Annotated in this window: 11 protein-coding genes; all 11 read left to right on the top strand. The window is 42.9% G+C overall.

Features of this window, described 5'->3' with window-relative positions; all coding sequences use genetic code 11:
* The first annotated feature begins 12 nt into the window (after window positions 1-12).
* Window positions 13-684, top strand: a complete 672-nt coding sequence (locus CAG57_RS04980; RefSeq protein ID WP_099611338.1) for an ABC transporter ATP-binding protein — start codon at window positions 13-15, stop codon at window positions 682-684.
* Complete coding sequence (locus CAG57_RS04975) at window positions 665-3,121, top strand: ABC transporter permease (protein ID WP_161427503.1); 2,457 nt, start codon at window positions 665-667, stop codon at window positions 3,119-3,121. The genes CAG57_RS04980 and CAG57_RS04975 overlap by 20 nt, the downstream gene beginning before the upstream one ends.
* Window positions 3,118-4,242: a lipocalin-like domain-containing protein gene (locus CAG57_RS04970; RefSeq protein ID WP_443083785.1), complete on the top strand. Its 1,125-nt coding sequence runs from the start codon at window positions 3,118-3,120 to the stop codon at window positions 4,240-4,242. The genes CAG57_RS04975 and CAG57_RS04970 overlap by 4 nt, the downstream gene beginning before the upstream one ends.
* Window positions 4,243-4,819: 577 nt before the next feature.
* Window positions 4,820-6,004: a Na+/H+ antiporter NhaA gene (gene nhaA, locus CAG57_RS04965; protein ID WP_161433784.1), complete on the top strand. Its 1,185-nt coding sequence runs from the start codon at window positions 4,820-4,822 to the stop codon at window positions 6,002-6,004.
* A gap of 308 nt (window positions 6,005-6,312) precedes the next feature.
* Entirely contained in the window at window positions 6,313-8,604 is a 2,292-nt protein-coding gene (locus tag CAG57_RS04960) for a putative monovalent cation/H+ antiporter subunit A (RefSeq protein ID WP_161427884.1), read from the top strand.
* The gene (locus CAG57_RS04955) at window positions 8,601-9,032 is read left to right on the top strand and encodes a Na+/H+ antiporter subunit B (protein ID WP_099611160.1); all 432 of its coding nucleotides are present in this window, start codon (window positions 8,601-8,603) and stop codon (window positions 9,030-9,032) included. Before CAG57_RS04960 ends, CAG57_RS04955 begins: the two co-directional genes overlap by 4 nt.
* Window positions 9,033-9,034: 2 nt before the next feature.
* Window positions 9,035-9,382: a Na+/H+ antiporter subunit C gene (locus tag CAG57_RS04950; protein WP_099611161.1), complete on the top strand. Its 348-nt coding sequence runs from the start codon at window positions 9,035-9,037 to the stop codon at window positions 9,380-9,382.
* A 14-nt stretch (window positions 9,383-9,396) separates the two neighbouring features.
* Window positions 9,397-10,881, top strand: coding sequence for a Na+/H+ antiporter subunit D (locus tag CAG57_RS04945; protein ID WP_237665744.1), 1,485 nt, complete (start codon window positions 9,397-9,399; stop codon window positions 10,879-10,881).
* Window positions 10,878-11,351 (top strand): Na+/H+ antiporter subunit E, encoded by a 474-nt coding sequence (locus tag CAG57_RS04940; protein WP_099611163.1) that lies wholly within the window; start codon window positions 10,878-10,880, stop codon window positions 11,349-11,351. The genes CAG57_RS04945 and CAG57_RS04940 overlap by 4 nt, the downstream gene beginning before the upstream one ends.
* 6 nt (window positions 11,352-11,357) lie before the next feature.
* A complete protein-coding gene (locus CAG57_RS04935) occupies window positions 11,358-11,633 on the top strand; it encodes a monovalent cation/H+ antiporter complex subunit F (RefSeq protein ID WP_161430449.1) in 276 nt (91 codons plus the stop codon).
* Window positions 11,623-12,024 (top strand): monovalent cation/H(+) antiporter subunit G, encoded by a 402-nt coding sequence (gene mnhG, locus CAG57_RS04930; RefSeq protein WP_237665739.1) that lies wholly within the window; start codon window positions 11,623-11,625, stop codon window positions 12,022-12,024. The genes CAG57_RS04935 and mnhG overlap by 11 nt, the downstream gene beginning before the upstream one ends.
* Window positions 12,025-12,058: the final 34 nt, after the last annotated feature.

Here is a 12,058-nt window from a genome sequence, read left to right as displayed (position 1 = left end):
GTGAGTGATTTAATGTTACAACTGATAGACTTGTGCAAAGGTTATGTGGATGGTGATGAGTTCCACCCTGTGTTACAAGGTGCAGAGTTAACGTTAAATCGAGGCGACCAGCTGGCGTTGATGGGGGAAAGCGGGTCAGGAAAAAGCACGTTACTGAATTTGATCGCTGGGCTTGATAGTGCTGATTCTGGTGAAATCTGGTTTCCTGGTTTTGCCATGCATCGTACCTCTGAACATAAACGAACCGCTTTTCGTCGCAATAATATCGGCCACATTTTTCAACAGTTTAATTTGTTACCAACCCTCAATATTGCCGATAACATCCGTTTTTGTCGCCAACTGAAAGGGCTTGCGGAAGATCAAGGCTTACTGCGACAAATTCTTTCATCATTAGATTTAATGCCGTTGCTAGGGCGCTACCCGGAAGAGGTTTCGGGTGGTCAGCAACAACGTGCTGCCATTGCTCGAGCCTTGTACATGCAACCGACGCTTTTGTTGGCTGATGAACCGACAGGAAGTTTAGATGAACGTAATGCAGAAGCGGTGATGCGTTTGTTGACCAGCTTAACTCGTCAGCTTGATTGTACTTTATTACTGGTTACCCATAGTGAAAAAGTGGCTCAGCATATGCGTGGGTGTATCCGCCTACAAGGGGGGCAGCTTCATGTTATGGCCCGTAGTTAAAGCGCTACTTGGGCACTATCGGCGTTACCCTCTGCAAATTTTTTTGGTTTGGCTCGGTTTAACACTCAGTGTCTCTTTGTTGGTGGGTGTGACTGCGATTAACCAACACGCGCAGCAGAGTTATCAGCACGGTGAAAAACTTTTCTCTAATCCTTTACCTTATCGCATTCGCCCTAAACATATAGCCAATAAAATCCCACAAGGTTTTTATGTCCAGTTGCGCCGCGAAGGTTTTCAGCAATGTGTCCCTTTCGACAATTATCGTTTAACCACTCAAAATGGAATTGACATTACTTTACTCGGAATTGATACCGTAGCGATGTTACCGATTAATAGTGATCGTCCATTGCCTGAAATGGTCACGCTTTCTTTAATGAGGGCCCCTTATCCAGTGCTTGTCAGCCAAGAGTTTGCAGCTTTACAACAGTGGCAAGATGGCGATTTTATTTTGTTAGAGGAAGGGAGTGCTTTAGGCCCGATATTGGTTGACCGCTATCATTTGATCAATGGGACTCGGGTGATCGCTGATCTTTCCTTGGTGAGAACATTACGTAAGAGTGCTGGGCTTTCTGTGATTAGTTGTGGAGAGATGCCAAGTCGTAAGTTGGAAAAATTAAAGCAAAGTTTGCCCAATGGTATGGTCTTGGTCAGGACATCTCGCTCAGATCTGGAATCATTAACGCAAGCGTTCCATATGAACTTGACTGCATTAGGAATGCTATCTTTTCTGGTGGGGATGTTCATTTTTTATCAGGCGATGTCACTTTCGCTGATCCAGCGGCAGCCTTTGGTTGGGATTTTACGACAAACCGGGGTCTCTGGTTGGCAGCTAGCGCAAGCTTTATCAATAGAACTCATTGGGTTGATCCTATTTAGTTGGCTATGTGGCAACGTTTTAGGCTTATTGCTCGCTAATCAGTTACTGCCATCGGTTTCGGCGAGCTTAAGTAATTTATATGATGCACATGTCGGGCTTTCTATTAATTGGCGTTGGGAATGGGGCAGTTACAGCTTATTGATGGCGATGATTGCTGCCTTAATTTCGTGTGCCTGGCCTTTAATTCGTTTACTCATGTCTCAACCGATTCGATTAACCACGCGTTTATCATTAGCACGTTTTGCGGGGGCAGAATTTACCTTACAGGCTATAGTGGCTTGTGCGTTGGGGGTCGCTGCTATTGCCGTATATCAAGCTCCTAAAAGTCAAACATCGGGTTTTGTTATCATCGGATTAATGTTGCTGGGTGCAGCATTGATCACGCCTTATTTAATTTGGAAGCTTTTTATCAGTTTTTCTTATACGTTACGTTGGGTTAAAGTTCGTTGGTTTTTTGCTGATGCTGCGGCCAGTATGAGCTATCGCGGTGTGGCGACGATGGCTTTTATGTTGGCCATGACAGCTAATATTGGTGTGGAAACTATGATTGGTAGTTTCAGACACACCACGGATACTTGGTTAACTCAACGTTTAGCGGCGGATCTTTATCTTTATCCGACCAATAGCTCGGCAGCAAAAATCACCCAGTGGTTAAATCAACAACCTGAAGTCCAAGCGGTGTGGCATCGCTGGGAAAAAGATATCATGAGCGATAAGGGAACGATTCAGGTTGTCAGTACTGGCTCTTCAGAAGGTGAGCTAGCGTCGTTAACCGTAAAATTAGCTATTCCCAATTATTGGTATCACTTGCATCACTCTCGTAGTGTGATGATCAGTGAGTCGATGGCATTACGATTAGGGATCCGGCCGGGTGATTATTTAGATCTTTCATTGCCATTAGGTCAAAGCTGGCTCGTGGTGGGGGTTTATTATGATTATGGTAATCCTTACCATCAGGTGTTGATGTCTCATCATAATTGGATAGAGGGCTTATCAACCAGCGGTAACGTTTCGTTAGGGGTCACACTCAAAGATAAATATAAAGATACCGAGCACTTGCTTGAGCGATTAAATACGATGTTTAAACTCGATTCTGAACGAATGTTTGATAACCATCGTTTACATAAACAAGCGATGCGTGTATTTGATCGAACATTCGCGATTGCTGATAGTTTAGGTAATATTACCCTGTTTATTGCAATATGTGGCATTTTCTTTGCTACGTTAGCAGGGGAGGTTTCGCGTCAGCGGCATATTTCTTTATTACGATGTCTTGGTGTTTCCGGTAAAGAATTAGTGATTATTGGCGCTTTGCAACTGTTTGTGTTTGGTCTCATTTCTTTATTGATCGCCTTACCGTTAGGGTTAGCGTTGGCAAAGTTAATGGTGGATATTGTGATTCGCGAGGCTTTTGGTTGGACGCTTGAACTACAAATGGTGCCTTCGGCTTATACAAAAACCATTGTACTTTCTATGTCGGCTTTGATTGTCTCCGGAGCGTTGCCAATTATTCGTTTGGTACGTCAAACCGCAATGAAATCATTGAGAGATGCGGTATGAAGATGACAAAAATTGGCAGAGTGTTATTAATAGCGACATTGGGCTGCACGGTGTTAGCTGTGCTTATATACCGCCTTTATCCAATCTTAAATCCGCTTGAGCCATTGCTAGATGGTCAATCTAATCGACTACTTTTATCGAATCAAGATCAACGTTTTTCGCTCGTCTCGCCAGAGAAACCTGTACGTTTACCGCATGATTTTTCCATTCACCCTGAATATCAGCATGAATGGTGGCATGTCTTTGCCAATGTCCGTGATGAACAAGGCCAAGAGTATGGTGTGCAATGGAATTATTTTCGAGTGGCGAATGATAATCGGCAAGAGAGTGGCTGGCAAAATTCACAACTATTTTTGTCACACGTGGTTATTTCAAATGCACATCAAGTATGGAAAGAACAAAGGATTGCTCGTGGTGGAATCGGGCAAGCCGATATGATTCAGTCGCCTTTTCGCTTATGGATTGATAACTGGCGCTGGCGCTCTCTAGGATCTAGCCCATTGCCGAGTCAGTTAATGATCGAAACAGATACTTTTGGTGTCTCATTGCAGATGGTGGCAAATGGGCCTTATATTTTGCCTGGACAGCATGGTTATCAGCGTCGAGGGGCCAAGGATGCGATGGCATCTTACTCAATTTATGCGCCATTTATCTCGGTTAATGGATTGCTACAATTGAGTCCTGAGATGAATGCTATTCCTGTGGAAGGGGAAGCCTGGGTAAGTAAAGAGTGGGGCAGTGGATTATTAGGAGAAGAGCAATTAGGTTGGGATTGGTTTGTACTCCATCTTGATAATCATAAGATCTTAACCGTGTATCGTCACCGATATCGGAATAAAGCGCCTTATTTATATGGAACGTTAGCAACACGACAGGGAAATACGTTAGTATTATCTGCTCAAGATCTTGATATTTCACCGCTCGCTACCACGACCCTCACGGAGACGAAAACATTACCACTCCAGTGGGAAATTTCGGTGCCAAGCCAAAATATCCACCTCACTACTCAGGCGTTGAACCCAAATTTGTGGCTTTCTTTTGCTTTGCCCTATTGGGAAGGCCCGATTAAAGCTAGTGGCTCTCATCAAGCGCGTGGTTTTATGCAATTAACCGGTTATTAGGGCCAACTGACTCTAGTACTCTCGCTCGTTTTGATGAGTTTCTTCTCCACCTTATTAATTTCTTGGTTACAGATTCACTCAGCTATTGTTATTAAACTTATCTTCTTCCTATTTGAAGCTGCAAGGGGGCTACGTTCGTTGACCTTAATCACATCGCCTGTCTATGCTCATGCAGATTATGAGAGCCATCCGTAACTCTCACCAAAGGTTAGCCTGCGGCTGTTCAAATTTGTTCCAGACCAATTTGTCACTCACTTGATGGCTACCTGCAACGCCCAATTGTTTAGGAATAACGGATAGCCTTGCCAATCTCTTTATCACATCTGCATTTTATCTTTCTTACCTTTGCACGAGTTTAGGGTTGATTTATTTTAATCACGGAATTTACGTTTATTTACGCTCTATTGTTCGGTTTTTCCGATGTCTTTATTCATTACAAGCGATTTTTAAAGCGACGGTAGCCTGAGTAAACTGCTCGCATCTTCTTTTTGCCGTAGTGACGTTATTAATTCCCCATTTTTTAGTCACTTAGGTTATCTCATCGTTTATTAGCATAATAATTAAGGACGATATCATCATGATTGATCTGTTTCGTAGTTTTTTTAAGTCGGAAGCGGCTGGTGGCGTTCTGCTTGTTTTTGCCGCCGTTGCGGCCATGTTGGTTGCTAACTCTCCACTGAATGAACTCTATCAGCATGTACTGCACGCTCCTGTATTGGGTATGTCTGTTGCTCATTGGGTGAATGATGGTTTGATGGCACTCTTTTTCTTATTGATTGGCTTAGAAGTCAAGCGTGAGTTAATTGAGGGATCACTAAAGTCAAAGGAACAGGCGCTATTCCCAGCCATTGCTGCGCTTGGGGGCATGCTTGCTCCAGCGTTGGTTTATATGATGTTTAATTCTGCCGACCCAATGGCGAGTCAAGGATGGGCCATTCCAGCTGCGACCGATATTGCGTTTGCATTGGGCATTATGGCATTACTCGGCAATCGAGTTCCAGTGAGTTTAAAAGCCTTTTTACTGGCGCTCGCCATTATTGATGATTTAGGCGTTATCATCATTATTGCGCTTTTTTATACGAGTGATTTATCGCTTGCGGCTTTAGGTCTCTGTGTGATCGCCATCGGAGGACTATATCTACTGAATCGTTACCGGGTGACTCAAACGGCACCTTATTTAATTGTTGGTGCGATATTGTGGTTTGCCGTTCTACAATCAGGGGTGCATGCAACCTTGGCTGGGGTAATTGTTGGTTTTGCGATACCACTGAAAGGAAAACATGTTGGACATTCACCTCTAAAACATTTGGAGCATAGGCTCCATCCTTGGTCGACTTTTTTAATTTTGCCACTATTTGCATTGGCGAATGCCGGGATTTCTTTGGCGGGTATTTCTATCTCTGGGCTAACGTCGACTTTGCCCATCGGTGTTGCATTAGGCCTATTTGTTGGGAAACCCTTGGGTATTTTTACCTTCAGTTGGATTTCGGTGAAACTGGGAATGACTAAGCTACCTGAGGGAATTGATATCAGGCATATTTTTGCAGTTTCTGTTTTATGTGGGATTGGCTTTACGATGTCGATATTTATCTCTTCTCTTGCATTTGGTAGCAATTATATTTTATTAGATAATTATGCTCGTTTAGGTATTTTGATGGGGTCGACCACTGCGGCATTAGCTGGTTATATGATGTTGCGAGCCACTTTACCGAAAAAAGTAACTTTAGAAATGCCATCTTCGCTTGCTCAAGCGAAAAAATAGTGGTTTTACTAGGCGAGGGTCAACAGCCCTTAAGTCATAAAATAATGTTTCAAGTCATTTCGTTGTACTAGTGTGTAATGGCATAGGTAGATTAAGCTAGCGTTATGTGTAGAAGAAAGTATGAAACAAGGTTTTTATGCTTTCTTCTTTCGTATACACTGAGCTATTCTTTAGCAAAAGCTTCTGGTTTATCTATCATGACGAATCATGAGGCAACCAAGGTGAACCTAGGATTAATATTTAGTTACTCACTAAGATAAAAACGTTGTTGAGTGTTCAATACAGCGTTAACGATTGGAGATCATTGAATGCTATTAGCATTAATGTCAGGATTTGTTGCAACTTTTTTGGTTCCTTTGCTGTATCGTCGGCTTGGGGAGCAGGCGGTATGGTGGATTGCACTGCTTCCTGCCGCTTTGTTTATCTATTTCTTCGGTTTTATCAACGCTATTGCCCAAGGTGATGTGCTTTTCTTCCATTATCATTGGATTCCATCGCTCGATATTTCTCTCGATTTAAGACTTGATGGATTAAGCTTGCTATTTGCATTACTCGTCAGTGGTATTGGGACTCTTGTCATTGTTTATACGGGGAGCTACCTTGCTGGGCATGCTGATCAACGTAAGCTTGTCATGTATTTATGTGCATTTATGGGATCGATGCTAGGGGTAGTTTTAACCAATAATCTGATGGCGATGTTTGTCTTTTGGGAGTTAACCAGTATCACCTCGTATATGTTGATCGGTTTTTATCATGAAGAAGACAAATCACGTAAGTCTGCACTGCAAGGGTTATTTATCACTGTAGGTGGAGGACTAGCACTTATGGCCGGGATTTTATTACTGGGTCAAATTGCAGGAAGCTACCAGTTAGATCAGATCATAAGTCAAGGGCCTCAAATCCAACAACATGCGCTCTTCTTTCCGATGATATTGCTCATTTTGGCAGGAGCATTTACTAAGTCAGCACAAGTTCCTTTTCACTTTTGGTTGCCTAATGCCATGGCTGCGCCGACACCGGTGAGTTCATTTTTGCACTCTGCGACCATGGTTAAAGCCGGAATCTACTTAATGGCGCGTTTGCAACCCGTGATGGCAGGAGAGAGTACTTGGACCATACTGCTTGTCACTGTTGGTGCATTGACCATGTTAGTCGGATCCATTATGGCAGTGACAAGTACCGATTTGAAACGTATTTTAGCTTATACCACGGTGGCTTCGTTAGGCACTTTGACACTACTGATTGGTATTGGAAATGAGGCAGCATTAATTGCCGCGATGATTTTTCTGCTAGCGCATGCCTTATATAAAGGGGCACTTTTTATGGCGGCAGGAACGGTTGATCATGAAACGGGAACCAAAGATATTCGTCAGTTAGGTGGATTACGTCGCACCATGCCACAAACGGCTATCTTTATGTCGCTTGCGGCATTAGCTTTAGCTGGCATTCCACCTGTATTAGGTTTTATTGCTAAAGAGTCGATGCTGATGGGCCTATTGACGAGCCCGTGGCAGAGTATGCTGTTACTGGTTGGGGTTATATCATCGATCTGTTTAGTTGCCTGTGCTGGGTTAGTGGTAATTAAGCCGTTTTGGGGAGCAAAAATTGCCACTCCAAAATCACCACATGAAGCCCCTTTAGCGATGCGGTTAGGTTTTTCATTATTGGCGACACTTGGGCTCATGTTTGGGGTACTTCCGTCTTTGGTCTCACCATTGATTACTGCTTCTGCTTCTGCGGTGATTGGCCGTCCTATTGAGCCGGTGTCTTTATCGCTTTGGCATGGATTTAACCTTCCTCTCTTGATGAGCTTTCTCGCTTTTGTGTTCGGTTACTTGCTGTTTAAATATTGGGATAAATTATCAGCGCATGTTGTATGGGCTAAATCGTTACTTAATTATGGCCCTGAAAAAGGTTATGAATATTTCATGGTGGGGTTGGTGTCGTTTGCAAAGTGGCTAACAACTAAACTGCAAAATGGCTACTTGTCTAATTATATCTTAACCATCTTTATTACAACCATTGTGTTAGTCAGCTATACAATGGGCAATAAGGTTGGTTGGTATGGCACGTTGGATTTTTCTGGTGTCGAAGTGTATGAGATTTTGATCTCAGCAATCATTATCACCGTGGTCGGTTATGCCTGCATCACAGAACAGCGTCTGGGCGCAGTAGCAGCCATTGGTGCGTTAGGTTTTAGCATGGCGTTGATTTATGTATTCTTTAGCGCTCCTGATTTAGCAATTACCCAAGTTCTGATTGAAACATTAACCGTCATTTTATTGGTGTTTGTGTTATTTAAGTTACCAAGATTCCAGCGTTTATCTAGTTCAGATGTCAGGTGGCGTGATGCGTTAGTTGCAATTGTTTTTGGGGGGATGATGACATTGCTTGTCATGACCGTCATTCATTTTGCAGAGCCAGAACGTATTAGTGATTATTTGATTGAACATAGCTATGTAATTGCGAAAGGGCGAAATATTGTTAATGTAATTTTGGTGGATTATCGAGCTTTGGACACATTAGGAGAAATCTTTGTTCTCGCGCTTGCCGCGATTGGAGTGACGGCGATGATTAAATTGGACAAGGGTAAATCATGAAAACGGATTCCGCATTAATCTTGCAAGTTGCCGCTCGTTTTCTACTACCGATGCTGCTGCTTTTTTCTATTTTTTTATTGCTACGGGGTCATAATGAACCTGGTGGTGGCTTTATCGCTGGTTTAGTCGCTGCTAGTGCTTTTGCTTTGCATTTGTTTGCCTTTAACCCGTTACAAACTCGTCAATTAATGGGTGTTGATAGTGCTCAGTTGATGGGTATAGGGCTTATCATTGCGATGTTAAGTGGTGCCATTGGGGTCATTAAATCGGGTAGCCAATTTTTAACCAGTGTGTGGTGGACGGTTTATCTACCGGGTGTTGGTGAGCTGAAACTCAGCACACCCTTATTATTTGATATTGGGGTTTATCTGGTTGTTATTGGTATGGTGACGACCTTGTTACTCACCCTCGCTGAAGTGGAGGATTAATCATGGCCACTTTATTTGCCTTTGTGATTGGCGGTTTGTACGCTGCGGCATTATTTATGATGCTCAGACGCAGTATTGTTAAACTGGTTATTGGATTAATGATCCTATCTAATGCTGCCAATCTTCTGATTTTTACTGGGGGAGGACTGGTGAGGGGCGCACCTCCTTTGATTCCTGAAGGGATGAATGTGCCTGCTACTGAAATTGCCGACCCATTGCCACAAGCCTTAATTTTAACGGCTATTGTGATTAGCTTTGGCGTATTAGCGTTTGCCGTTGTGTTGATTCACCGAGCTTATAAAGTGATTGGTGCCGATGATATGAACAAAATGAAGAGTACAGATTCTTAATTATGATACTACTAATGCCTATTCTTGTTCCCATGTTTGCGGCTGCCTTATCCATGACTATTTGGCGGCATCGCACTCTTCAGCGTTGGGTCAGTGTTTTTGCCAACTCCATTTTATTGATTTCGGCGCTGATCTTATTTCATGATGTGTATAACAACGGTATTCAAGTTGCCTACTTAGGGGATTGGCAAGCGCCTTTTGGTATTTCATTGGTGGCCGATTTATTGGCAGTGATCATGGTGACTGTCTCCGCGTTTGTTGCATTTTGTATTGCTATTTATGCATTGGCCACAATGGATGAAGAAAGGGAGGCTTTTGGGTTTTATCCTTTATTACATTTAATGCTAGCGGGAGTTATCGGCGCTTTTCTGACAGGGGATATTTTTAACCTCTATGTGTGGTTTGAAGTTATGCTGGTCGCTTCCTTTGGGCTTTTAATTCTCGGTGGCGAACGCGCACAGATGGAAGGTGCATTAAAATATGTAACCCTAAACTTGTTGTCTTCCGCCTTGTTCTTGAGTGCTGTGGGTTTATTGTATGCGTATGCTGGTACTTTAAATATGGCGGATCTCGGGAGTAAATTAGCGGAGTCTGATAATACTGGGGTCGTAACCGTCATCTCTTTGCTCTTTTTAGTGGCATTTGGAATAAAGGCGGCTGCGTTTCCGCTGTTTTTTTGGTTACCGGCTTCTTATCATACACCGCCAGTGGCTATTTCTGCGGTATTCGCAGGGTTATTAACGAAAGTTGGCGTGTATGCCTTATACCGCGTATTTAGTGTCATTTTTATTGGAGATATTGCTTTTACGCATCACACACTTTTGTTGTGGATGGGGATATTCACAATGGTCACCGGTGTGTTGGGGGCCGCAGCACAATATGAAGTCAGACGAATTCTTTCTTTCCATATCGTCAGCCAAATCGGTTACATGATTGTCGGATTGGCCTTATTTACTCCTTTAGCGATTATGGGAGGGATCTTTTATCTTTTTCACCATATTGTGGTAAAAACGAATCTTTTTTTAATCAGCGGGGTTATGCACCGTTTACACGGTAGTTACCATCTTGAAAAATTGGGTGGTCTTTATAAATCTGCTCCTTTTTTAGCCTTTTTATTTGCGATTCCAGCGATGTCTCTGGCAGGCATACCGCCACTTTCTGGCTTCTTTGCCAAATTTGTGGTGATCAAAGCCGGTATTGATACCCAAGCATGGTTAATGGTCACATCGGCGTTAGCGGTGGGCTTATTAACACTTTATTCTATGGTGAAAATTTGGGCAGAGGCGTTCTGGAAGCCATTACCGGTGGCAGCAGAAACGAAGCCACCTTTATCAGACGGTGAACGTTTTTGTCTCTATCTACCGATCATATTAATGGCAGGCGTTACCGTTACGATAGGGATCTGTGCTGAGTGGTTTGTCCAGCTAGCGAGTTTAGCTGCTGAGCAGATAATGAATCCACAAGGATATATTGATGCCGTATTAGGAGGCCAACCGTGAAAGCTTTTGGATGGAATATGTTACTTGCTTTGGTATGGTTGGTACTGTCTGGAAATTACACAATTTCCAACTTATTTGCTGGGATGATCATGAGTTATGCCATTTTGGCTTACTTACTACGCGATAGCCCGACATTTGAGGCTTATTTTAAAAAATTACCGAAAGTGATTAGCTTTGGCTTATTTTTTATTTGGGACTTAATTAAAGCTAATGGGCGTGTTGCTTATGATGTTTTGACGCCCACTCACTTAATGAAGCCCGCAGTGATCGCGATTCCTTTAGAGTTACGTGATGAAGGAGCAATTACCATGTTTGCAACCCTCATTACCGTGACGCCGGGTTCTTTAGCATTAGATGTAGCGACAGATAAAAGTGTTTTATATGTTCATTTAATGTACTTTGAAGATGAGGCTCGTCAAATTGAAGAATTTAAGCGTCTTGAAGCGCGTGTAATCGATTTATTGGGGTAAATAAGTATGTTAGATATTGTCTATACCCTCTGTTTTGCCATGTTAGCGATGAGTCTAGTATTGGCAACGATTCGCTTACTAAAGGGGCCATCATTACCTGATCGCGTTGTTGCATTGGAACTAATGGCTTCATTAACGGTAGGTTTGGTTGTTCTTTATAGTATTCGTTATCAGCAACCTTACTTTATTGATGTGGCGATTGTATTGGCCTTAACATCATTTATGGCTGCAGTCGGTTTTTCCCGTTATTTAGAAAAGCGAGGACACCGTGATGATGACTGATTTTATCATCTCAATTTTGGTACTTTTAGGCTCTTTTTTAATGCTACTCGCTGCGATTGGAATAAATCGGATGCCTGATCTTCTCACTCGGATGCATGCAACGACGAAAGCGGGAGCGTTAGGGGTCGGTTTAATGGTAACTGCATTTGCCGTGGTCAATTGGGGCGACGTTGCTTTTGTGGTACGAGCATTTGCGGTTGTTATTTTTGTTATTTTGACAGCACCGATTGCCGCGCATGTATTAGCCAGAGCTAGCTATTTTGTTGGTGTACCTCAATGGGATGGCGTAGTAAAGGATGTAATTAAAGAGCGTTACAACTTAGAAACTCATGAGTTAGCCAGTCGTCATATGCCATCAAAAGAAGAGTTTGAACCACCCCAAAAGGACTAACTGGTCATTTTTTATCATCAGCTCGGATGAATAC

It is taken from the genome of Vibrio sp. V30_P3S12P165 (assembly GCF_009904905.1).
GTDB lineage: Bacteria > Pseudomonadota > Gammaproteobacteria > Enterobacterales > Vibrionaceae > Vibrio > Vibrio fujianensis.
The sequence above is the reverse complement of the archived record's forward strand: the minus strand, read 5'-3'. Positions and strand labels throughout refer to the sequence as shown.